The organism is Nostoc linckia z4, from assembly GCF_002608075.1.
Taxonomy (GTDB): domain Bacteria; phylum Cyanobacteriota; class Cyanobacteriia; order Cyanobacteriales; family Nostocaceae; genus Nostoc; species Nostoc linckia.
In genome coordinates this window covers 411,865-434,285 of the sequence record NZ_LAHA01000001.1, presented here as the reverse complement: position 1 = coordinate 434,285, position 22,421 = coordinate 411,865, and the positions used below count along the sequence as shown (strand labels likewise).

Annotated in this window: 30 protein-coding genes; 24 read left to right on the top strand and 6 right to left on the bottom strand. The window is 42.1% G+C overall.

The features are described 5' to 3' along the window. Positions 1-47 precede the first annotated feature (47 nt). Together VF06_RS02030 and VF06_RS02025 are read right to left on the bottom strand one after the other, a co-directional pair. Positions 48-605 (bottom strand): hypothetical protein, encoded by a 558-nt coding sequence (locus VF06_RS02030; protein ID WP_244918130.1) that lies wholly within the window; start codon positions 603-605, stop codon positions 48-50. After that, positions 580-2,421 (bottom strand): dynamin family protein, encoded by a 1,842-nt coding sequence (locus VF06_RS02025; protein WP_099068129.1) that lies wholly within the window; start codon positions 2,419-2,421, stop codon positions 580-582. The genes VF06_RS02030 and VF06_RS02025 overlap by 26 nt, the downstream gene beginning before the upstream one ends. 193 nt (positions 2,422-2,614) lie before the next feature. Here VF06_RS02025 and VF06_RS42305 point away from each other — a divergent pair, with 193 nt between their 5' ends. The 3 genes from VF06_RS42305 to VF06_RS02015 all read left to right on the top strand — a co-directional run bounded on the left by VF06_RS42305 (position 2,615) and on the right by VF06_RS02015 (position 3,451). Beyond that, positions 2,615-2,749: a hypothetical protein gene (locus tag VF06_RS42305; RefSeq protein WP_257207585.1), complete on the top strand. Its 135-nt coding sequence runs from the start codon at positions 2,615-2,617 to the stop codon at positions 2,747-2,749. A 121-nt stretch (positions 2,750-2,870) separates the two neighbouring features. Continuing rightward, positions 2,871-3,101 (top strand): DUF433 domain-containing protein, encoded by a 231-nt coding sequence (locus tag VF06_RS02020; RefSeq protein ID WP_099068130.1) that lies wholly within the window; start codon positions 2,871-2,873, stop codon positions 3,099-3,101. Further along, positions 3,098-3,451 carry a DUF5615 family PIN-like protein gene (locus VF06_RS02015; protein WP_099068131.1) on the top strand — a complete coding sequence of 118 codons (354 nt, stop codon included), beginning with the start codon at positions 3,098-3,100 and terminating at the stop codon, positions 3,449-3,451. The genes VF06_RS02020 and VF06_RS02015 overlap by 4 nt, the downstream gene beginning before the upstream one ends. A gap of 40 nt (positions 3,452-3,491) precedes the next feature. Here VF06_RS02015 and VF06_RS02010 read toward each other — a convergent pair whose 3' ends face one another. From VF06_RS02010 to VF06_RS01995, 4 genes are all read right to left on the bottom strand, one after another. Then, positions 3,492-5,888, bottom strand: a complete 2,397-nt coding sequence (locus VF06_RS02010; protein WP_099068132.1) for a single-stranded-DNA-specific exonuclease RecJ — start codon at positions 5,886-5,888, stop codon at positions 3,492-3,494. A gap of 269 nt (positions 5,889-6,157) precedes the next feature. Continuing rightward, the gene (locus VF06_RS02005; protein ID WP_099068133.1) at positions 6,158-7,720 is read right to left on the bottom strand and encodes a cytochrome P450; all 1,563 of its coding nucleotides are present in this window, start codon (positions 7,718-7,720) and stop codon (positions 6,158-6,160) included. 174 nt (positions 7,721-7,894) lie between these two features. Beyond that, on the bottom strand, positions 7,895-8,524 hold the full coding sequence (locus VF06_RS02000) for a GNAT family N-acetyltransferase (RefSeq protein WP_099068134.1): 630 nt from the start codon (positions 8,522-8,524) through the stop codon (positions 7,895-7,897). A 647-nt stretch (positions 8,525-9,171) separates the two neighbouring features. Further along, a complete protein-coding gene (locus tag VF06_RS01995) occupies positions 9,172-9,648 on the bottom strand; it encodes an NAD(P)H-quinone oxidoreductase subunit N (RefSeq protein ID WP_099068135.1) in 477 nt (158 codons plus the stop codon). An 832-nt stretch (positions 9,649-10,480) separates the two neighbouring features. Here VF06_RS01995 and rplC point away from each other — a divergent pair. From rplC to infA, 21 genes are all read left to right on the top strand, one after another. Beyond that, positions 10,481-11,116, top strand: a complete 636-nt coding sequence (gene rplC / locus VF06_RS01985) for a 50S ribosomal protein L3 (RefSeq protein WP_099070854.1) — start codon at positions 10,481-10,483, stop codon at positions 11,114-11,116. A gap of 113 nt (positions 11,117-11,229) precedes the next feature. Next, positions 11,230-11,862 carry a 50S ribosomal protein L4 gene (gene rplD, locus VF06_RS01980; protein WP_099070853.1) on the top strand — a complete coding sequence of 211 codons (633 nt, stop codon included), beginning with the start codon at positions 11,230-11,232 and terminating at the stop codon, positions 11,860-11,862. Next, entirely contained in the window at positions 11,855-12,169 is a 315-nt protein-coding gene (locus VF06_RS01975; protein ID WP_099070852.1) for a 50S ribosomal protein L23, read from the top strand. Before rplD ends, VF06_RS01975 begins: the two co-directional genes overlap by 8 nt. A gap of 177 nt (positions 12,170-12,346) precedes the next feature. Continuing rightward, the gene (gene rplB / locus VF06_RS01970; RefSeq protein ID WP_099070851.1) at positions 12,347-13,210 is read left to right on the top strand and encodes a 50S ribosomal protein L2; all 864 of its coding nucleotides are present in this window, start codon (positions 12,347-12,349) and stop codon (positions 13,208-13,210) included. A 129-nt stretch (positions 13,211-13,339) separates the two neighbouring features. Next, positions 13,340-13,618, top strand: a complete 279-nt coding sequence (rpsS, locus tag VF06_RS01965) for a 30S ribosomal protein S19 (RefSeq protein WP_099070850.1) — start codon at positions 13,340-13,342, stop codon at positions 13,616-13,618. A gap of 101 nt (positions 13,619-13,719) precedes the next feature. Further along, positions 13,720-14,076: a 50S ribosomal protein L22 gene (rplV, locus tag VF06_RS01960; RefSeq protein ID WP_099070849.1), complete on the top strand. Its 357-nt coding sequence runs from the start codon at positions 13,720-13,722 to the stop codon at positions 14,074-14,076. A 32-nt stretch (positions 14,077-14,108) separates the two neighbouring features. Then, positions 14,109-14,900 carry a 30S ribosomal protein S3 gene (gene rpsC / locus VF06_RS01955; protein ID WP_099070848.1) on the top strand — a complete coding sequence of 264 codons (792 nt, stop codon included), beginning with the start codon at positions 14,109-14,111 and terminating at the stop codon, positions 14,898-14,900. A gap of 86 nt (positions 14,901-14,986) precedes the next feature. After that, the gene (gene rplP, locus VF06_RS01950) at positions 14,987-15,412 is read left to right on the top strand and encodes a 50S ribosomal protein L16 (protein ID WP_099070847.1); all 426 of its coding nucleotides are present in this window, start codon (positions 14,987-14,989) and stop codon (positions 15,410-15,412) included. 3 nt (positions 15,413-15,415) lie between these two features. After that, a complete protein-coding gene (rpmC, locus tag VF06_RS01945; RefSeq protein WP_099070846.1) occupies positions 15,416-15,643 on the top strand; it encodes a 50S ribosomal protein L29 in 228 nt (75 codons plus the stop codon). Positions 15,644-15,649: 6 nt separating this feature from the next. Then, a complete protein-coding gene (gene rpsQ, locus VF06_RS01940; protein WP_099070845.1) occupies positions 15,650-15,898 on the top strand; it encodes a 30S ribosomal protein S17 in 249 nt (82 codons plus the stop codon). Between the two features lie 47 nt (positions 15,899-15,945). Then, positions 15,946-16,314, top strand: coding sequence for a 50S ribosomal protein L14 (gene rplN, locus VF06_RS01935; protein WP_099070844.1), 369 nt, complete (start codon positions 15,946-15,948; stop codon positions 16,312-16,314). Beyond that, a complete protein-coding gene (gene rplX / locus VF06_RS01930; protein WP_099070843.1) occupies positions 16,314-16,667 on the top strand; it encodes a 50S ribosomal protein L24 in 354 nt (117 codons plus the stop codon). The genes rplN and rplX overlap by 1 nt, the downstream gene beginning before the upstream one ends. A gap of 195 nt (positions 16,668-16,862) precedes the next feature. Then, positions 16,863-17,411 (top strand): 50S ribosomal protein L5, encoded by a 549-nt coding sequence (gene rplE / locus VF06_RS01925; protein ID WP_099070842.1) that lies wholly within the window; start codon positions 16,863-16,865, stop codon positions 17,409-17,411. A 20-nt stretch (positions 17,412-17,431) separates the two neighbouring features. Further along, the gene (gene rpsH / locus VF06_RS01920) at positions 17,432-17,833 is read left to right on the top strand and encodes a 30S ribosomal protein S8 (RefSeq protein ID WP_099070841.1); all 402 of its coding nucleotides are present in this window, start codon (positions 17,432-17,434) and stop codon (positions 17,831-17,833) included. A 100-nt stretch (positions 17,834-17,933) separates the two neighbouring features. Then, entirely contained in the window at positions 17,934-18,482 is a 549-nt protein-coding gene (gene rplF / locus VF06_RS01915) for a 50S ribosomal protein L6 (protein WP_099070840.1), read from the top strand. A 2-nt stretch (positions 18,483-18,484) separates the two neighbouring features. Then, positions 18,485-18,847, top strand: a complete 363-nt coding sequence (rplR, locus tag VF06_RS01910) for a 50S ribosomal protein L18 (protein WP_099070839.1) — start codon at positions 18,485-18,487, stop codon at positions 18,845-18,847. Positions 18,848-18,959: 112 nt separating this feature from the next. Further along, entirely contained in the window at positions 18,960-19,487 is a 528-nt protein-coding gene (gene rpsE / locus VF06_RS01905; RefSeq protein WP_099070838.1) for a 30S ribosomal protein S5, read from the top strand. A 99-nt stretch (positions 19,488-19,586) separates the two neighbouring features. Beyond that, on the top strand, positions 19,587-20,030 hold the full coding sequence (gene rplO, locus VF06_RS01900) for a 50S ribosomal protein L15 (protein ID WP_099070837.1): 444 nt from the start codon (positions 19,587-19,589) through the stop codon (positions 20,028-20,030). Positions 20,031-20,104: 74 nt separating this feature from the next. Next, positions 20,105-21,418, top strand: a complete 1,314-nt coding sequence (gene secY / locus VF06_RS01895) for a preprotein translocase subunit SecY (RefSeq protein WP_099070836.1) — start codon at positions 20,105-20,107, stop codon at positions 21,416-21,418. Then, positions 21,418-21,969, top strand: coding sequence for an adenylate kinase (locus VF06_RS01890; protein WP_099070835.1), 552 nt, complete (start codon positions 21,418-21,420; stop codon positions 21,967-21,969). Before secY ends, VF06_RS01890 begins: the two co-directional genes overlap by 1 nt. A gap of 200 nt (positions 21,970-22,169) precedes the next feature. After that, positions 22,170-22,394, top strand: a complete 225-nt coding sequence (infA, locus tag VF06_RS01885; protein ID WP_006276978.1) for a translation initiation factor IF-1 — start codon at positions 22,170-22,172, stop codon at positions 22,392-22,394. The last annotated feature ends 27 nt before the right edge of the window (positions 22,395-22,421 follow it).

The window sequence follows — 22,421 nt, the reverse complement described above, 5'->3', positions numbered from 1 at the left end:
TAATATACGATTTAAAATGCATTCAAGAGTGTTATAAAGTCAATATGCTACTTCTTTAATGCAGTAGATAATTGGCGCAAGCGATCGCTAACTTCTAAATTAGACTCTTGCGATCGTAATTGTGGTGGTATCTCTGCCAACAAAAGTGGGTTTTCTTGCAACCATTCATTAAGGGCAATCCCCGTCCATGTGCCTTGCTTTTCCCTAAAACTATCAATCAAGCCCTTTAGTTCTTGAATGCAGTATGATTCAAAACCTGCTGCTTCAAAAATTGCGGCACGCAAGTACTCTTCAAAAGCATTGATATCATTTTCAACTTCAAATATGACATCATCTTGCGGAGATTGAAATTCGCTGGAAATATCTATAGCAATTTGTGTGGCGACATTAATAATCGGTGCTGCAACTCCTGTGACTCCTAAAATTTGTTGCCTTGTTTCAGGATGATATAGTAATTTATAACCATATTTGGCATATCTTTTGAGAACTCTAAAAGCAGCTTCTTCTCCAGTGTAATAGTTATCAACTATTTCAATATCAACTCCAAGACTCTTAGCAATTTTATCGCGGGCATCGCTATTAATTGAAAAGTTCGACAGATGCATCGTACATTCTATTTATTTGTTGGCTGGAAATTCGCTTTAAGACATCTTCCATTACAATGTTCAAATGCATTGCTAGTTCGTTTAACTCTTGGTTAAGTCGTCTAAGTTTCTTTTTATCCTCTTCAGTTCTCGCTTCCATTGTTTTACCAGCTTTCGCAACTGAAGCTGTATAACCTAAGTCTACTAGTCTTTTTAAACAGTTCTCTAACAAATTTAAATGTATAATATTTACCTTTTTTAAATTCGGAATGTCTAGAATTATTCGCCCATTTTCTAAAGACTTTGCCACCGCTTCTAGAACTTGACTTATCCCTTTACCTAATTCACTTTCCCAGTCTTGAAGCGCAATTATCTTGTTTCCTAATTCCTTGTAAGGTTCTACCTCATTAAGTTTAGAAAGTGTTGTTTCTAGCTCCCGCAGTACTTTTTCTCCTGACTCTTCTGCTATAGCTAGCTTAATTGTCTGAAATGGTTCTCTTAACTTGCTATCACTAATTTCAAGGAAGGTGTTAAGGCTTAATCTAATCCAAGATATTTTTTCACATTCTTGCTGATAGCGTTCTTCTGAACTGTTAAGGATAGCTGTTGTTGTCTGTAAAGCCCACTCTGTAATAGCGTTTCCAGCAGCAACATTAAAACGTTCTATTGCTTGGGGAATAACTAAGCGTGGAAAATGTTGACTAATATGTTCTCTTAAGGATTGCTGAAATTCTTCTGCATAAGACTTTTGCCATAATGCATCAGCAACTCTATTTCGGTCATGTCTAGACCATCTTTCTGCTTTAAATGAAAGGTCTTCTAATATACTTTCATCAATTAATCCCAAAAAATGGTTTCGTGCTTTTTTAGATGCTTCTACACTATATATTTCATCATTATGTTTTATCTGTAGTGCCAGTAAAGAAGCCCATGTACTCAGTTTTATAACCTGTAAATTTTCAATGTCTTCTGTATATTCTTTCAAATGTTCGGTTAGTTCAAGCTTGATACTACGTATTGCACTCTCAACAAAGCGATTCTCTGTTTCTGGCCAGTTTCTATCTGCTCGAAAAACGTCAATACGATTGAGAATAAACAGCATCCTTGCAGGAGAACCACCTAAATCTTTTACCTGCTCAACCACTTCTTGCAGCAAGCTTCTAACTTTTTCTTTGTCGGTTTCTGCACTGTTATATGTTACCAAACACAATGCCTCACGACACTGTTTAATCACATTCGCATTGCCTTCATCACCCACATACGCTAAACCAGGCAAATCCATAATTTTTACCCTTACACCTCTGGGTAATTCCAGTTTAGATTCTTTGATGAGTCTAAAGGGGTAAGATATGGTCGATTGGGGGCAAGCTAAATTAGGTTGTTTCTCTCTGTTATCGATGTAACTTATCATTACATCATATAAGCGTTGATAAATTCGCTCATCACTAATACCTGTCCATTCTCCACACTCCCATAATGCTCCTGGAGTTTCATGGATTATTAAAGACTTTTTTTCGCTATATTCTATGGTTACTGCTCCGGCGCTCATTTCGCTGACAGCAACAGGAACAATTTCTGCTCCACATAATAAATTTACTAAAGTGCTTTTACCGCTACTGGTAGTTCCTGTTGTCGCAAGGGTAAGAGTAGGATTTTGAAGTTCATTTACTAAATTATCAATAGCTATTTCTAATTTATCAGAAAGTTCTTGCAGCTCTGGGTGATATGTATCTGGTAAATGCTCTGAAATTTCTGTAGAAAAATTATGCCAATATTTAGAGAGAAGTTGTGCATTTTGTTCTACATCTGCAAATACTTTATATAATTTATTGCTCATTTTCTAACCCATTGCTAAATTTTTCTAACTAGATGCAGAACTTTTACCTTCTCTATATACGGAAGATATTTTAGTTTTATTTAGTTAATGTGTAGCTCGATTTGAGTATTTTCGCTATTTCTTTATAATCTTAAATTAACTGAATAGCTTACGTAGTTATACGGTATTTGACTATTAAAACTTTATATTTTTTATGATTCTACTTAATCTTGATATAGCAACATGGTTTAGTGCCTACTACTCGTTTGAGGCGCGATCGCTTCTCTCAAATTACCCACGCGATCGCACCTTAAGAAATAGTTACGTTGCCTTCAGCGATCGCCTCTAAAAGCTGCTATAGCTAAATGCTAAAATATATAATATGAATTTACTGCTTAATTTCTAAGCATAAAATCGGAGAAAGCTATATCGCCTTATACATTAATTATTTATCCGAATAATCCTAATTTATGGAAAAAATCGTATCCGATCCGAAAATAATGATGGGTAAACCTGTCGTTTCAGGAACTCGTATTACAGTTGAGTTAATTCTTGAAAAACTTGCTGCTGGTGAAACACCTCAGCAAATACTCGAAGCGCATCCGCGACTTACTGATGAAGGAATTAAAGCAGCTTTGGCATTTGCAGCTCAAGCTTTGCGGTATGATGTGGTTTATCCAACGATTGAGAAAGTTTCTTGAAGTTTTTAGGGGACGAAAATTTAGATTGGCAAATCGTTGAACGTCTGCGGCTTGATGGTCATGAAGTTTTGTATGTTGTGGAAATGCAACCAGGAATTCTTGATGATGAAGTCTTGGACTTGGCTAATAATGAAGGTGCAATTTTATTGACATCAGATAAAGATTTTGGTGAGTTAGTTTTCCGTTTGCGTCGAATTGCAACAGGTGTGGTGTTAATTCGATTATTCGGTTTATCTCCAAATGAGAGAGCAGAAATTATTGCCAATGCCATTAATCAGCACGCAGATGAATTATTAAGAGCTTTTACTGTTATTTCATTGAAAAGTATTCGCATTCGTAAAATGATGTGAATTATTGATTTAACCGCTATATCAAATTTGAATCGCCACATTACTGAGTATTAATCATGGCAACAATGGTAGATAGTGGCACCTCTGCAAAGTAGTTTTGCTGGAATTGTTCTTCCTTGATGGCGGCTAAAAATTGTGTAACAGCTGCATCACCCTTAGTTTCAAAAACATTGTTGGGATTCCAGGTAATTTGCAAATCGCGGTCTTCTCTTGTTACTGTAAAACCGTAATATTTTAAAGCTTTGATTCCTAAAAATAAGGTGCGATCGCTAATCCCAAGTTTATCTAAAAGTTGGACGCGGGTAACTAGTTGATTGGTACGACTAAGATATTTAGCAACACCAACCAAGGTCTGCCAAATTTGTTTTGGTGATTGGTGGTTGGGTTTAGACCAAGCGATCGCTAGTTGTTGATTATCAACGGTAGCATTTAAACATCGCCGCAACCATGCACGTAAATCATCCCAGTTCGTCGGACAATGTTCAAGAATCAGTGCCGAAGTGGGTAGAGACGCCATTAATGGCGTCTGTGCTGAGTTGTCCTGATTCCGTAAGTCGAGAATGAATGGCGAGTATTGAGTACTGAATGCTGAGTTTTCACTTGGGCGGACGGCAATTAATCTAATTTCATAGCGTTTTTTGAAGGTGTTATAGTCGAGTTCTGCTATACAATCACACCTGCCTATGGGCAATTCATCTTTGTAGTGTCCCCACCAAATACCAGGAAACTGACTTCTAGTTGAATCATCCCGAATATCAAACTCAGTTTTAATGTACTGTACCTTTTTTCCTCGCCAATCTTGCTGATTGCGATGCCAACTATTTTCAAACCAGCAGTTTTGAATTAGCAGTTTGGGAACAGGGTTACCCATTCCACAAGGTTCTAGTAATTTCAGTTCTAAAAATAATTCTTTCCCCAAATCTGCAACTTTTACCACTATGTCTGCTTGCACCGTTGGCGTGAGAGTTATACCGCCCAAAGATTGCCGTAACTGCTGATTAATCGCTGCTGTAAATAAAGGAATATTCTCAACCGGCAAACTCAAACCCGCAGCAAAAGGATGTCCGCCAAAGCGATGCAACAGATGTGCTTGTTCTTTTACCAATTGATACAAATCGACCGAATTCACCGAACGGGCGGAACCCCTTGCAAGTGGGGGGGATGAGGGGGACAAGGTAGACAAGGGAGACAAGGTAGAATTTTCTTCCCCCTCTCCCTTGTCTCCCTCCAGTCCTTCTGTACTTAACAAAATTGTCGGGCGTCCTGTTTCTTGTGCTACTTGTCCGGCGACTAAGCCCAAGACACCGGCAGGCCATTGGGGATCTTCTAGGACAATGACGCTGGTGGTTGATAAATCTAATTGAGTCAGTTTTTGTGCGACTTGGGCTTGTACATCTTTCTGCAAGGATTTGCGCCTGGTGTTTGCCAGTTCTGTAACTTCGGCTAATTCGTGACAACGTTTGATATCGCGACTAGTTAATAATTCGACGCAAAAACTAGCATCGCCTTGGATGCGGCTGACGGCGTTGATTCTAGGCCCTAAACCGAAGGAAATATCTGTGGGGCGATCGCCACTTTTCTGGCACAATTCTAATAATCGCCCTACCCCCGGTCGTCGTCGCGCTGTCGGTGGCTGTTGAAAATCTGCTTGCAGTCGTTGAATTCCCAACTGTGCCAAATAGCGACAATCTCCACTCAGTTGCACCAAGTCAGCAATTAATCCTACTGCCACTAAATCTAATAAATCCTGTAATGGATGTTGGGGAATATCAGGCAAACTTTGATACAGTGCTTCCACCAATTTATAAGCTACCGCCACTCCAGAAAGATTAAATAGCTGATGTTCTTTTGGCAGATATCGCGGATTAATAATTGCTGTAACTGGCGGGCGTTCTTCAGGTAATGTGTGATGGTCGGTAACTATGACATCAATACCTAATTCTTTAGCATAAATAATTTCATTAATATTTGTGCTACCCGTGTCACAAGTGACTATTAATTTACAACCTTGTTTTGCTAAATTTTCAATTCCTTGATTATTTAATCCGTGGGATTCTTTTAAACGATTAGGAATGTAATAACTTAACTGGATATTTTGAATAAAAAACTCTCCTAATCCATCCCAAAGTACGGCAGTGGAGGTAATACCATCAGCGTCAAAATCTCCCCAAATAGCAACTTTTTCACGACCATCGCGTGCTTTTTTTAAGCGGGCGATCGCCAAATGCATTTCTTGTCCAAATTCAAAGGGACTTGCTGCTTGGTATGCTTTATGGTTGATAAAAGCTAATAGTTGTGATTTTTCTTTAATTCCCCGTTGCCACAACAATTGTGCTGCATACATTCCATTTGATGCAGGTGTATGCTGTTTCACCGCTTGAATGAACCACTCTGGCGGTTGTTCTGCTGTTGCTAGGTTCCACTGTTGTTCTGGCATATAAAGAAAGTCAGGAAATTAAGAAATTAAGTCTTAGAGTTTTTAAATTAGTTTTGGAAGCAGGCAATAGGCAATAGATTTTTCAGAAATGACTTAGGATTGCTATTTATAGGACTCATATTTGATTTTAAAAAAAATTCCGTACCCTTTAATCTTCTATAGCCCTATTGCCTCTTGCCTACCCACATATATAAGTTAATAAATCAAATCGAATTGCTATAGAAATACAGAAAATCCAAAGAAAAAATTAGTACGCCATTCTGAAAGTTTTACTGCCAATTTCTCAACCGAAAGCGCACTGGCATTTTATCGGACGGATAAATTAACAGGTTTTGCTGTAATTGTTCCAGAGAAGAACGACCGTTGACTAACTCCCAGTCGAAGTAGCGGAGTAATAATCCTAGCATCAAAGTTCCTTCGAGCATTGATAAATGCTCTCCCAAGCAACGATGAGACCCTGAGCCAAAGTCTATCATTGGCAGTGAACTAGTTTCCTTACTTTTGTCTAACCAACGTTCTGGCAGAAATACCTCCGGATTAGCATAGACTTCTGGATCTCTTCCAGCAGCAAGCATTGACCAGGATATTCTTGTACCGCGAGGAATCGCTTTACCTTCAATTACAGTGTCGCGTTGAGCCTGCAATGAAGTTGAGCCTGAGGCGACTGAATAAAGGCGCAATGTTTCCTTGAGAATTGCACTAATATAAGCCAATTCCTTGAAGCTTTCTGTATTAATACAGCCTTTGCTTTGCCAAACTCGATCGACGATGTCCCGTGCTTGCTGAAAAACCCTTTGATTTAAGCTCAACTCTCCTACTGCAAAGGATAAAGTATGGGCTGTTGTATCAGTACCAGCTATTAAGAGTTCAACACATTCTGCTATTAATGTTTCGCGATTGTATTTTGGTTCTTTAGCAGCGATTTTGACTAACATTGATTCCCGGAACAAAGAACTTACTTGTGGTAAATCAGTCTGGTTTTGTTCTCTCATCTGTAAAGCTAAGTCTACACGAGGAGTCAGAAATTCCTCTAAATATCGCCTTGATGCCCAATAATCTCGTGAATTCTTAGTTGGCAAATATTTAATCCATGTCTTCTCGCCAGCAGCTTGTCGTAGGAACCGATAGCCTAAAATAGACATTGCTTCGTACATCTTGAGAACTTCCAGGGGGGGACCTTCATGACTAGTACTCTTTCTATCCACAGGAATGCCTAGTACAAGAGAGCAAATCACCCTCATTGTTAGTTCTACAAACAGAGGATCTACCTCAACTTCTTTTGGCGGTGCAGCTTCTTTGACTGTCTCAATTACTTGTTCGCAGGCTTGGCTAATAATTTCAAGATATTTGGAGAGATTGCTAGAACTGAATTCCGGGTTCCAAGCCTTGCGTCGCCACTGCCACTCAGTTCCGGTTTCTCCGATCATAATGGGAGCATTGATATCGTTCCAAGCTTTACGCAATGACTCAGATCTAATTAAGCTACCATCTCTCATGCCATTGACAATGGTATCTTCGATAATTTTCGGTTTACTTAAAATGACAACTGGATAGCCGCGATTCCAGATAACATACATCGGGCCTAGCTGTTGACTCCAATCAAAAAATTGCCGGAATAATTTCTTCTGTTTCACTGCTGTTAATATTTGTGGAAGATTTCCTAACAGCCAGTGTTTGGGAGGAGAAGGAAGTGATTCTAGGGATTTGTATGTGTTCTTTTGTTTCCACCAGCGCCAACCAAGTGTTCCCGTTACGCTAGAAACGCCTAAGACTGTCGCTAAATATGGAAATGAGGAAGAATAATCAATCTGAGCAGTAATGTCTTGGAACATGAATCCACCTTTGTCTAACAAAAACTTCAGATTACCCAGATACTAACTTATTGTTTACAAATTTGTTCAGCCTGATTTTATTTTCTGAAAATAATATTAATAAGATTCAAGATACTTTTAACTCCCAACTCCCAACTCCCAACTCCCAACTCCTAACTCCTATTAAATTGGCGATTAATCTTCAGTAGTTTGAGATTCACTCACTAGCGGATTAATTAGTATTTCATTAGCAACGCTATCGGCTTTGCGAGCGCGAATTGCTGGACGCGATCGCCGATAACCTGCTCTTTCAGCTTTTTGATGTTCGTAATCAATTAATCTACCATAATATTCATGCTTGCTTAAATTCATCGACAAGAAAATATGCTGACGAATATTACCAAAACCTTTGCGATTAAAAAACTTTAATGCAGAAACATTGGTGGGGTCAGTATCTACCAGCATGAACCGCGCCCCATCTTCAATCATCCGAGCGACGACTTTATCAACTAACTTGTCTGCTACTCCCCGACGCTGAAATTTCGGACTAACCCCCAACCATAAAATGTAACCGTAAGTCCAAGATGCTTTGGTAATTATGGTTCCCAAAACAAAGCCTGCTAATTCTCCGTCTCTTTCAGCCACCAGGCAATATTCTGGATCTGTATTGTAAAGTCCAATTACTTCCCATTCATCCCAAGTGCGGTATAAATAAGGATATAAATCGCTGGTAAATAACTCTTCTCCCAAATGATAAACGGGAGCAATATCATCAATTCCTAATTCACGCACATAAATTGCTTCAGTTTCATCAAAAGTAGACATAAATTTCAAAATTTGAATTCTATATTTTTTATATTAGACAACCTGAATTTTTAGTTGTATCACTAGAGTATTGTATCAACTAACTTAATTATATTCACTTTTAATAATACAAATAGCAGCCCTAAATCATTTGTGAAAAATCAAATTAAATTTTTAACCATTCTTTATTTTTTATTTTTATCTACCTGAGCCATAAATTTCACGATTCATTTATAAAATGCTATAAATTCAAAAAATATAAATGAAACATCAAGCATTTGTCTTTAAAGAAAGATAATGCTTGTATTTGAGAATTAGCTGAAATCTGAAAAAATGCATTTATTTTTCATCAAAAAGCCGATTTAATTGGTTCTATTGACAATAGCTTTTGATATCTTCAATATTCTGATGCAGTTGAATCTTTAAATTCTTTATCGAAGGAAATGATATGGATATATGAAGTAAGCCAATATAGTGATTATGTAATTACTAATTATTATAATTCTTAATTTCTACCGAAGTTAGTTGATGGGCAAAGCGCAAAGTGTAGCAAAGGGTATTTAAAGCCTTATACCAAGGGACTTCCAAGGAAAAAATATTTCAATGCTATTGTTGACTGTTGACGGTTAACAGTTAACAGTCAACAGTCAAGGATAAATGACCAAAGACTAACTAGCCAACAAAGTCTTTTCTAGAGAAGTCCAACGGAAAGTGCGATCGCCACCCCTCTCGATGACTACTTTCACTCGTGGTTCTAGCTTGGGCAAATTCGCTAAATATTCAATTTCCTGGTCGGAAAGAATATTTCCTTCAATAATCCACAACACCAGCCCTTTGGATTTTGGTGGTAGCTGTTCTAAATGAGTACTTAGAATAGGTGGTGCATAGTATACATAACCTACCGCCGCACCGCTACCAGTACTTTTTTTGCCCAAATGAGGAGGTCTAATTCCATGAACTCTTGTGAGATATGCAGCTACGTCTCCCAGTCCCCTAGCAGTAATGTGCAGCGTAGTATAGCCAGCCGCACGAAGCCGCCGCTGATAACGACCTTCATAACCTCCTTCCAGAGGTACATACACTCCAAGAGCGCCAAATTTTTCCAGATCCCGGATTAAAGCGTTGCCAGTGGTAATTAGTGCCATAGATTGATTGTTGTCTTATCCCACTTAGATATCCATCTCCCCATCTCCCCTGCTCCCCCATACCCAATTCTAAAAAATTACTGGACAATGATAAATAAATAATTTATATTATTAGATTGTGACCAAATGCCCAAATTAGTTTGCCTCCCTAATGTCATTCTGAAATAGTGTTAGCATCAAAGCCCGAACGGTGAATTTAAAGATGATAATTTAACTTAGATTGTTCATTGGCTGGTAAACTAAGAAAGCTTTTAGGTTAACATTGGAGCTTGTGAAGGACGAAGCAAAGCCAATCCTCAGCTTCAGACTAAACTCACTCGTAAGCCGACGACAAAAAAGGCAAAGCTTTAAACAACAGTTTAAGGTCTTTAAAAACATGACATCTGAGCAGCAGTGCTAGCTCAGTGAACGGATACTGGGTGGTAAAGCCGCCTAAGTCCACCTGCAACAAGGCAGTCACCAACCTTGGGGAAGCCGTCCTTTGGGCAGATACAAATCAAAAACCCAGCGGCAACGCTGCCTGCAAAAAGTGCCACAGCAATTGCTTGGACAAGGGCATTGCTGCACACAGCCGAAAGCTGTAGCGCCTTGCATTGATTCCAGAAGTTACTTCTTCCCAATGGGAAGAGACTTGTGGCTGTTATGGCGGTCTCGTCACTGAAGCTAAACAGATTCGCCAAGCAGTACGGACACGGTTTGTTGTGTCCCAAAGTATTTGGAGTGGTTGAGGCCATTCCAAATTTCCCAGGCTATAGCCTAAACTGACGCGTACAAAGCGTGTCCTCTAGAGTCGGATTACAAGGTCAGCAAGTAGAAAGGAGAACCAGTTACTGTGTCTGTAGGTATTCTCGGCACCAAGCTGGGCATGACCCAAATATTTGACGAAGCAGGAGTAGCCATTCCTGTTACCGTTATCCAAGCAGGGCCATGCACTGTTACACAAGTTAAAACAAAACAAACCGACGGTTACGCCGCCATTCAAATTGGTTATGGCGAAGTCAAACCAAAGGCACTAAACAAACCATTGTTGGGTCACTTAGCTAAATCATCTGCCCCAGCATTGCGTCATTTAAATGAGTATCACACTGACAGCTCTAGTGATTATGCTTTAGGTCAGCAGATTAAAGCAGATATTTTTAGTGCAGGTCAAACAGTAGATGTAATCGGTACAAGTATCGGCCGTGGCTTTGCGGGTAACCAGAAGCGTAACAACTTTGGTCGGGGGCCGATGTCACATGGTTCTAAAAACCATAGAGCGCCTGGTTCCATTGGTGCTGGTACTACACCTGGTCGTGTGTATCCAGGTAAGCGGATGGCGGGGCGTTTAGGCGGTAGCCGCGTCACAATTCGCAAGCTGACTGTGGTGCGAGTAGACGCAGAACGTAACTTATTGCTAATCAAAGGAGCCATTCCTGGAAAACCAGGCGCTCTCGTAAGTGTTGTACCTGCAAAGCAAGTCGGTAAGTAGTCACTAGCCAATAGTCAACAGTCAAAATTTGGACTAATGACTAATGACTAAGGACTATTGTACAGATGCGATTAATCGCGTCTCTACTAAGGACTAATGACTAAGGACTAAAAATGGTTGAAAGTGTAGTTAAAAATTGGCAAGGAGAACAAGTCGGCCAGACAAGCTTTGAGTTGCGAGTTGCCAAAGAGCAAACAGCGTCTCATATTGTACACCGCGCTCTAGTACGGCAAATGACCAACGCTCGTCAAGGAACTGCCAGTACCAAGACTCGTTCGGAAGTGAGAGGAGGCGGACGCAAACCCTGGCGTCAAAAGGGTACTGGTCGCGCCCGTGCTGGTTCGATTCGTTCGCCCCTATGGCGTGGTGGTGGTGTGATCTTTGGGCCAAAACCCAGAGACTTCAACTTGAAAATGAACCGCAAAGAGCGCCGTTTAGCACTACGGACAGCATTTGTCGGTCGCATTGACGATTTGATTGTAGTAGAAGAATTTAGCGAACAGCTATCACGTCCAAAAACCAAAGATTTGGTAGCAGCATTAGCTCGTTGGGGAGCAGCGCCAGAAAATAAGACACTATTAGTATTGTCTGAATTTCCAGAAAACGTTTATTTGTCAGCCCGCAATATCGCAAATTTGAAGTTAATTGCAGCTGACCAGTTAAATGTTTACGATTTATTGCACGCTGACAAGATTGTGCTTACAACATCAGCTCTAGAAAAAATTCAGGAGGTCTACAGTGCCTAGCTTTGACCCCCGCTATCTTGCTGACTTAGTGCGTCGCCCAATTGTTACCGAGAAAGCGACGATCTTAATGGAGCAGAATAAATACACCTTTGAAGTAACTCCAAAAGCATCTAAACCAGAAATCAAGGCTGCGATTGAAGATTTATTTCAAGTCAAGGTTGTCAAAGTCAATACCGCAGTACCACCACGTAAAAAACGTCGCGTTGGTAAATTTGTTGGTTTTAAGCCCCTGTATAAGCGAGCTATTGTTACCGTTGCACCAGGGGATGTAGAGAAGATTAGACAGATTCTATTCCCAGATGTCTAGGAATTTTAGATTTTAGATTTTAGATTTTAGATTTTAGATTGAGGAGTTTACTGAGAAAGTGCCATCAATGGTTGTAATTAGTTAAACACTCATTAAATCCAAAATCCAAAATCCAAAATTCATTAAATCCAAAATCCAAAATCCAAAATCCAAAATTCATCAAATCCAAAATAGATTATGGGTACTCGTTCCTATCGCCCTTATACCCCAAGTACTCGGCAAGTAACGATTTCTGACTTCTCAGAAATCACCAAAACTGAGCCAGAGAAATCTCTAACTAAATTCGTACACCGCGCCAAAGGTCGGAATAATCAAGGGCGGATAACCAGTCGTCGCCGGGGTGGCGGACATAAAAAACTTTACCGGATCATCGATTTTAAAAGAGATAAGCGCAATATTCCCGCCCAAGTGACAGCCATCGAATACGATCCCAATCGCAATGCGCGCATTGCATTGTTGGAATACCAAGATGGCGAAAAACGCTATATTATCCAACCAAACGGACTGAAAGTAGGGACAACAATTATTGCTGGCCCCGAAGCTCCCTTTGAAGACGGGAATGCCCTACCACTATCAAATATTCCCTTAGGTACTAGCGTTCACAACGTAGAACTGACCCCCGGTAAAGGTGGTCAAATTGTACGTGCGGCTGGTGCTAGCGCCCAAGTAGTGGCAAAAGAAGGTAACTATGTAACTCTTAAGTTGCCCTCAGGAGAAGTCCGGTTGATTCGACGTGAATGCTACGCCACCATTGGGCAAGTAGGTAACACTGACGCCAGAAACCTCAGTGCAGGTAAAGCAGGACGAAATCGCTGGAAGGGTCGCCGTCCGAAGGTCAGAGGTAGCGTCATGAACCCAGTGGATCACCCACATGGTGGTGGTGAAGGTAGGGCACCCATCGGTAGATCTGGCCCTGTAACACCTTGGGGCAAACCCACCTTGGGAGCCAAGACACGCAATCCCAAGAAACTCAGCAGCAAATATATAGTACGTCGTCGTCGTAAATCTTCTAAACGCGGTCGTGGCGGTCGTGAATCGTAAAGAGTTAGGAGTTATGACTTATGAGTTATGACTGAAATAAGTTGAGAGTAAAATCTAACTTCTAACTCATCATTCCTAACTCCTCACTCCTAAATTCTAATTCCGAAATCCAAAATCCAAAATTGAACTATGGGTCGTTCTCTAAAAAAAGGTCCCTTTGTTGCGGATCATCTTCTTAAAAAAATTGAAAAGCTCAACGACACTAACAGAAAAGAAGTTATTAAAACTTGGTCACGAGCTTCGACAATTCTACCTGTGATGGTCGGTCATACCATAGCTGTTCATAATGGGCGTCAACACGTTCCAGTATTTGTCAACGAACAAATGGTAGGACACAAGTTGGGTGAATTCGCCCCAACACGCACCTACAGGGGTCATGGCAAAAGTGACAAAAAATCGGGTAGGTAGTCATTAGTCATTAGTCATTAGTCATTGGTCATTAATTCTCAAAAAAGGACAAAAGACAAATGACAAGTGACAGAAGACAAATGACCAAAATGGAGAAAATTATGGCTACTGATACTACTGAAGTGAAAGCGATCGCCCGTTTTATCCGCATTTCTCCCTTGAAAGTGCGTCGCGTACTCGATCAAATCCGCGGGCTATCCTATCGAGAAGCGTTAATTATCCTGGAATTCATGCCCTATCGCGCCACTGAACCCATATTGAAGGTTCTCAGAAGCGCTGCTGCCAATGCCGAACACAATGCTGGCTTAGATCGGTCTGAACTAATAATTACTCAGGCTTATGCCGACCAAGGGCCTGTCCTGAAACGATTTCAACCAAGGGCGCAAGGTCGAGCTTACCAAATTCGCAAGCCGACGTGTCATATTACTGTCGCCGTTGGAGCCGCCCCAGAAAAATAACGATTTAGTCAGAAATTTTAGAGGAAGCATTCGTGGGACAGAAAATTCATCCAGTCGGTTTTCGCCTGGGTATTACACAAGAACACCAATCCCGTTGGTTTGCAGTTCCGGAACGTTATCCAGAACTTTTACAAGAAGACCACAAACTCCGTACATACATAGAACAAAAGCTCGGTAGACTAGCTCAAAACAACGCCGGAATCTCCGAAGTGAGAATTGAGCGTAAAGCCGACCAAATCGACCTAGAAGTACGCACAGCTAGACCAGGGGTAGTAGTGGGTCGCGGTGGACAAGGTATAGAATCCTTGCGTACCGGACTCCAAGGGCTATTGGGTAGTAATCGCCAAATTCGCATTAACGTAGTTGAAGTGCAACGAGTTGATGCTGATGCATACCTAATTGCTGAATACATTGCTCAACAATTAGAACGCCGTGTTTCCTTCCGGCGAGTAGTGCGACAAGCGATTCAACGCGCCCAACGGGCTGGCGTCCAAGGTATTAAAATTCAAGTCAGTGGTCGCTTGAACGGTGCTGAAATTGCCCGGACAGAGTGGACTCGTGAAGGTAGAGTACCTCTACATACCTTACGGGCTGACATTGATTACTCTTATTGCACAGCAAAAACTATTTACGGCATTTTGGGTATCAAAGTATGGGTGTTTAAGGGAGAAATTATCCCTGGACAGGAAGAAACTGCACCACCACCCGCAGCTCGCTCGGATCGTGGCGATCGCTCGGATCGTGGCGATCGCGAACGCGAACCCCGCCGCCGTCAACAACAACGCCGTCGCCAACAATTTGAAGACCGTTCAAATGAAGGATAAATGGGAATGGCGTATAGGGCATGGGGCATTGATAATGCCCAATGCCCAATGCCCAATGCTCAATGCCCAGTACTCAGTAGCCAATCATGTTAAGTCCTAGAAGAACTAAATTCCGCAAACAACAGCGCGGACGGATGGAGGGACTAGCCAGCCGTGGTAGTACCCTTAACTTCGGTGATTTCGCACTCCAAGCTCAAGAACCGGCTTGGATTACCTCCCGACAAATAGAAGCTTCTCGGCGGGCAATGACTCGTTATATTCGCCGGGGTGGACAAATCTGGATTCGGATTTTCCCTGATAAACCTGTAACCATGCGTCCTGCGGAAACTCGGATGGGTTCCGGTAAGGGTTCGCCAGAGTTTTGGGTAGCTGTAGTCAAGCCAGGGCGGATTATGTTTGAAATCGCCGGCGTTTCTGAAGAAGTCGCCCGTGAAGCCATGCGCTTGGCTGCATATAAACTGCCAATCAAAACCAAATTTATTGTGCGCTCTCAACCACAGGAACAGGAGTAGGTCATGCCTCTTCCCAAGATTTCAGAAGCAAGAGAATTAAGCGACGAAAAACTTTCTGAGGAAATTCTCGCTGTCAAAAAACAACTATTTCAGTTGCGCTTGCAAAAAGCCACAAGACAACTAGACAAGCCCCACCAGTTCCGACATGCTAAACACCGCCTAGCTCAATTGCTGACGGTGGAGGGAGAACGCAAACGGGCAGAAAATCAACCCCCGCAAGCAGAAAAGTAGGAGATTATGGCAGTCAAAGAACGAGTTGGCTTGGTAGTGAGCGACAAAATGCAAAAAACGGTGGTAGTGGCCGTAGAAAACCGCGCTCCTCACCCCAAGTACGGCAAAATTGTAGTTCAAACCCAGCGCTATAAGGTTCACGACGAAGAAAATCAGTGTAAAGTGGGCGATCGCGTCCGCATTCAGGAAACTAGACCTTTGAGTAAAACCAAACGCTGGAAAGTCACAGAAATCCTGAACGTCAAACCTACTTAAACCTCATAGTTGTTAGTTTTATAACAACATAACAAGGGAGCACAATCGTGATTCAACCCCAGACTTACTTAAATGTCGCAGATAATAGCGGTGCCCGAAAGCTAATGTGTATCCGCGTCTTAGGCGGAGGCAACCGCCGTTATGGTTTTATTGGCGATAAGATTATTGCTGTTGTCAAAGACGCTACACCCAATATGGCTGTCAAAAAATCTGATGTAGTGGAAGCAGTAATTGTTCGTACTCGCAAAGCTGTAAAACGTGATAGCGGTATGAGTATTCGCTTTGACGACAATGCCGCTGTAATTATCAACAAAGACGGGAATCCCAGAGGCACGCGGGTTTTCGGCCCAGTTGCGCGGGAACTCCGCGATAAAAACTTTACCAAAATTGTTTCTCTGGCTCCGGAGGTGCTGTAATGGCAACCAAACAGGGTACGCCCAAAGTATTCCACAAAATGCACGTTAAAACTGGCGACACCGTACAAGTAATTGCTGGTAAAGACAAAGGAAAAGTTGGTGAAATTATCAAAGCACTTCCCCAACTGAGTCAAGTTATCGTCAAAGGTGTCAATATTAAAACTAAGCACGTCAAACCGCAGCAAGAAGGAGAATCAGGGCGCATTGTTACCCAAGAATTCCCCATTCATAGCTCCAACGTCATGCTTTATTCCACCAAGCAAAACGTTGCTAGTCGTGTTTGCTACACCTTTACGCCAGAAGGTAAAAAAGTGAGAAAACTTAAGAAAACTGGCGAAATTATTGATAAATAGTTATGAGTTAGGAATTAAAAGTTAGGAGTTAGGAATTAAAACTTAAAAATTAGGAATGAAAAGTTAAAAGTTAGGAGTGAAAAATCACAACTCATAACTCATAACTCACGACTCATAACTCACAACTCATAACTCACAACTTACAACTCATAACTTTATTCCCTGACCAAGCCCAGGGATATCGAGACAAAAACTATGGCGACAACAAGACTTAAAACCTTATATCACGAGACAATCGTCCCAAAACTAACTTCTCAGTTTCAATTTACCAACGTTCATCAAGTACCGAAGTTGGTGAAAGTTACTGTTAACCGAGGATTGGGCGAAGCGGCTCAAAATGCCAAGGCGTTGGAAGCATCGATCAATGAAATTGCAACAATTACTGGTCAAAAACCAGTAGTGACCAGGGCGAAAAAAGCGATCGCTGGCTTTAAAATTCGTCAAGGTATGCCTGTGGGTATTATGGTCACCCTCAGAGGCGAAAGAATGTATGCCTTTCTCGACCGACTCATTAGCCTATCGCTACCAAGAATCCGAGATTTTCGCGGTGTCAGCCCTAAAAGTTTTGACGGACGTGGGAACTATACTCTCGGTGTTAGAGAACAGCTAATTTTTCCAGAGGTCGAGTACGATAGCATCGATCAAATCCGTGGTTTGGATATTTCCATCATCACCACAGCGAAAAACGACGAAGAGGGCCGCGCCTTACTTAAAGAATTAGGAATGCCCTTTCGCGATCAATAAGTTCATCTATAGAGGGAACGATGGCGGCTAACGACACAATTGCAGATATGCTGACGCGCATCCGCAATGCCAACCTGGCGCGGCATCAAACTACACAAGTGCCAGCTACAAAAATGACCCGTAGTATTGCCAAGGTGCTGCGGGAAGAAGGTTTCATTGGTGAATATGAAGAATCAGGAGATGATGTAAAACGCAATTTGGTGATCTCCCTGAAATACAAGGGTAAGAATCGTCAGCCTTTAATCACTGCCCTGAAGCGGGTTAGTAAACCTGGTTTGCGTGTTTACTCCAATAGAAAAGAATTACCAAGAGTATTAGGCGGCATTGGTATAGCCATTATTTCTACATCCAGTGGTATTATGACTGACCGCGAAGCGCGGCGTCAGAACTTGGGTGGTGAAGTGCTTTGCTACGTTTGGTAGTAAACAAAAGTGAAGAGTTAAAAGTGAGGAGTAAAAAGTTAGTCATAAAAACTCATAACTCATAACTCATAACTCATAACTGCATAAAGGACAAAAAATCATGTCTCGTATTGGTAAACGTCCAATTTCCATTCCCGCCAAAGTACAAGTGGCGATCGATGGCACTAAAGTTGTGGTGAAAGGGCCTAAAGGAGAACTTTCTCGCAATTTACCTGCCAACGTTATAGTTTCCCAAGAGGGAGAAGTATTACAAGTAACTCGTCGAGATGATACTCGTACTTCCAGGCAATTACACGGCTTGAGCCGCACTTTAGTTGCCAATATGGTGGAAGGAGTTTCTCAAGGTTTTCAACGCCGTTTGGAAATCCAAGGGGTTGGTTACCGAGCACAAATTCAAGGACGTAACCTACTATTAAACATGGGTTATAGCCATCAGGTGCAAATCGAACCACCAGAAGGAGTTCAGTTTGCAGTCGAAGGCACCACTAACGTTATTGTCAGCGGCTACGACAAGGAAATTGTCGGCAACATAGCAGCTAAAATTCGTGCTGTTCGCGCACCAGAACCCTACAAAGGCAAAGGTATTCGCTATGCCGGGGAAGTGGTAAGACGTAAAGCTGGTAAGACTGGTAAGAGTGGTAAGAAGTAAAAATGAAACTTACTCGTAGAGAATCAAAACAGCGTCGCCATCGACGCGTTCGTGGCAGAGTTATTGGCTCCCCAGAACGGCCGCGTTTAGCAGTATTTCGTTCTAACGAGCATATTTATGCCCAGGTAATTGATGATACAAAGCATCACACCCTAGTGGCAGCATCAACTGTAGAACCAGAGTTGAAATCAAGTTTAGCTTCAGGTGCCAACCAGGATGCATCCGTGCAAGTTGGTAAGTTGATCGCAGTACGAGCGCTAGAAAAAGGCATTGCCAAAGTAGTCTTCGATCGCGGCGGCAACCTATATCATGGTCGTGTCAAAGCCCTAGCTGATGCAGCTCGCGAAGCCGGTTTAGATTTCTAAAGTCATTGGTCATTAGTCATTAGTCATTGTTCATTTGCAAAGGACAAATGACAAAGGACAAATGACAAAGGACAAATGACAACTGACAAATGACATTAAGAGAACATTGATTATGGCAACAGAGCGTAAAACTAGAACCAAGCGTGCCAAAAAAGAAGAAACCACTTGGCAAGAGCGGGTAATTCAGATCCGACGCGTGAGTAAGGTGGTTAAAGGCGGTAAAAAACTTAGCTTCCGGGCAATAGTCGTCGTTGGTAACGAACGCGGGCAAGTTGGTGTTGGAGTAGGTAAAGCCTCGGATGTAATTGGAGCAGTGAAAAAAGGTGTAGCCGACGGCAAAAAACACCTCATTGATATCCCAATCACCAAATCCAACTCTATCCCCCATCCCATCGATGGTATTGGTGGCGGTGCAAAAGTAATTATGCGTCCAGCCGCACCTGGTACTGGTGTAATTGCTGGTGGCGCTGTCCGTACAGTCTTGGAATTGGCAGGAGTTCGCAACGTCCTAGCCAAGCAACTTGGCTCCAACAATCCGCTCAATAATGCTAGAGCCGCAGTTAACGCTTTGTCTACACTGCGTACTCTCTCTGAAGTTGCTGAAGATCGCGGTATTCCTATTGAAAATCTCTACATCTAATTAGTCATCAGTCATTAGTCATTGGTCATTGGTCATTTGCAAATGACAAAGGACAATTGACAAATGACGAGGACAATTGACAAAGGACACTTTTAGCTTATGAGACTCAACGATGTTAAGCCCCAAAAAGGCTCGAAGAAACGCCGTCGCCGTGTAGGTAGGGGTATTTCTGCTGGTCAAGGTGCGAGTGCTGGTTTAGGTATGCGGGGTCAAAAATCTCGCTCTGGTAGTGGTACGAGACCAGGTTTTGAAGGTGGTCAACAGCCACTTTACCGCCGCTTACCAAAACTCAAGGGCTTTCCAATTGTGAATCGCAAGATTTACACTACGATTAATGTAGAGAAGCTAGCCTCCCTCCCCCCTAATACCGAAGTAACTTTGACCTCATTAGAAGCAGCAGGTATTATCACTGGTGCTAAAGGCCCATTGAAAATTTTGGGTAACGGGGAATTGAGCGTTCCGCTCAAGGTACAAGCGGCAGCTTTCACAGGTACAGCTCGCAGCAAAATTGAGGCAGCTGGTGGGAGTTGTGAAGTCTTATGAGTGAGCCGGAATAGGGCACTTAGATGCAAGCCAACTCGCAACCAGCGCCTGGTTCACACTAAAGGTAGCACTCTATGATCAGTCGAGACAAAGCCCCAACGGCTCAAGAAACTTTTATGCAGATGGCACAAGCAGCTGGGCTGAGAGGTAGGCTGCTTGTCACCGTCGGTATTTTAATTTTGGTTCGCTTAGGCATCTTCTTGCCTGTGCCAGGAATTGATAGGGATCGTTTTGCCACAGCCATCTCAGGAAACAACGCCATATTTGGTTTGCTGGATATCTTTTCTGGGCGAGGACTTTCAACTTTGGGAGTCTTTGCTTTGGGAATTTTGCCCTTTATCAATGCGTCCATTATCATCCAATTGCTCACCGCTGCAATTCCATCTTTAGAAAATTTACAGAAAAATGAAGGGGAAGCAGGTAGGCGAAAAATATCCCAAATTACCCGATATGTATCTTTGGGATGGGGAATTATTCAAAGTACGGCTTTTTCGGCATTATTCTTGCAGCAATTTGCTTTGAATCCAGGGCCGTTATTTGTAGCTGAAACTGCCATCGCCCTCACTGCTGGTTCTATGTTCGTTATGTGGGCATCAGAACTGATTACAGAACGGGGTATTGGAAATGGTGCATCATTGTTGATTTTTGTCAATATTGTCGCTTCACTACCAAAAGCTTTGGGCGATACCATCGATTTGGTACAAGTGGGCGGTAGGGAAACAGTAGGCCGCGTGATCGTACTTATCTTAGTTTTCTTGGCCACAATTGTTGGTATTGTGGTTGTGCAAGAAGGAATGCGCCGTATTCCAATTATTTCTGCTCGTCGCCAAGTAGGCCGCCGAGTTTTGGCAGAACAGCGTAGTTTTCTACCCTTGCGCCTCAATCAAGGCGGTGTCATGCCAATTATTTTTGCTGCCGCAATTCTCAGTTTGCCATTGTTAATCGCCAATTTCACGAAAAATGCTGAATTGGCCAATATTGTTAACACTTATCTGAGTCCCAGCGGTTCTGGTTCTTGGCTTTACGCCCTAGTGTACATGATTTCCATTATTTTCTTCAGCTACTTCTATTCTTCGTTAATTCTCAACCCAGTAGATGTAGCTCAAAATTTGAAGAAAATGGGTTCTAGTATTCCTGGTATCCGTCCTGGCAAGGCAACTAGCGAGTACATCGAACGGGTGTCGAACCGACTCACATTTTTAGGTGCTATCTTTTTGGGTTTAGTTGCTATTATCCCAACCGGCGTGGAAAGTGCTTTAGGAGTCCCGACATTTAAGGGATTGGGTGCTACTTCTTTGTTGATTTTAGTTGGTGTGGCCATCGATACGGCAAGACAAATCCAAACTTATGTTATCTCTCAGCGCTATGAAGGAATGGTGAAACAATAGTGACGCGACTAATCTTCTTGGGGCCGCCTGGAGCTGGTAAAGGAACACAAGCTAAGACATTAGCTGACCATCGGCAAGTTCCCCATGTTTCTACGGGTGACATATTGCGCGAAGCATTGTCCAAGCAAACCCGTTTGGGCTTGAAAGCTCAAAGTTATATGGATAAAGGGGAACTAGTTCCAGACATTCTAGTACAAGAAATGGTACAAGAACGCCTGAGTCAGTTAGATGCCAAGCATGGTTGGATTCTCGATGGTTTTCCTCGGACTGTTAAGCAAGCAGTATTTCTTGAAGAATTACTCGAACAGCTAGACCAGTCTGGTGAAAAAGTAGTCAGCCTAGAAGTCCCAGATGAGGTAGTGGTAGGACGTTTACTGGCACGAGGACGAAAAGATGATAATGAGGAAGTGATTCGTCGTCGTCTAGAAGTTTACCGTGCTGAAACTGCACCTTTAATTGATTATTACCGCGATCGCCAAAAGCTCCTAACAGTCAATGGCAATCAGTCCCAAGAAGAAGTCACTGATGAACTGCAAAACATAATCGCTTAAGGATGAAGGAAATGGGGAAGATGAGGGAGTGAAGGATAAAAATTAATAACTAATCCCCTGTTTGCCCCATGCCCCATACCCCATACCCAATTTTAGCTAAAATATATTAAGAAGCTGTTGATATATTTCCCAAAGTATGTTCTCTTGCAGATGAAGCGCTGCAAACGAACAGGAAATTGTTGAGTTGAGGAAAAAACAAATTGTCTAAGCAAGATTTAATTGAAATGGAAGGCACAGTCACCGAGTCTTTGCCCAACGCAATGTTTCGCGTTGATTTGGACAATGGCTTTAATGTACTGGCACACATTTCCGGTAAGATTCGCCGCAACTATATTAAGATTTTGCCTGGCGATCGCGTCAAGGTAGAGTTAACTCCTTACGACTTGACTAAAGGCAGAATCACCTACCGACTGAGAAAGAAGTAATATGTAGAGAATTTTACCATAAAACCA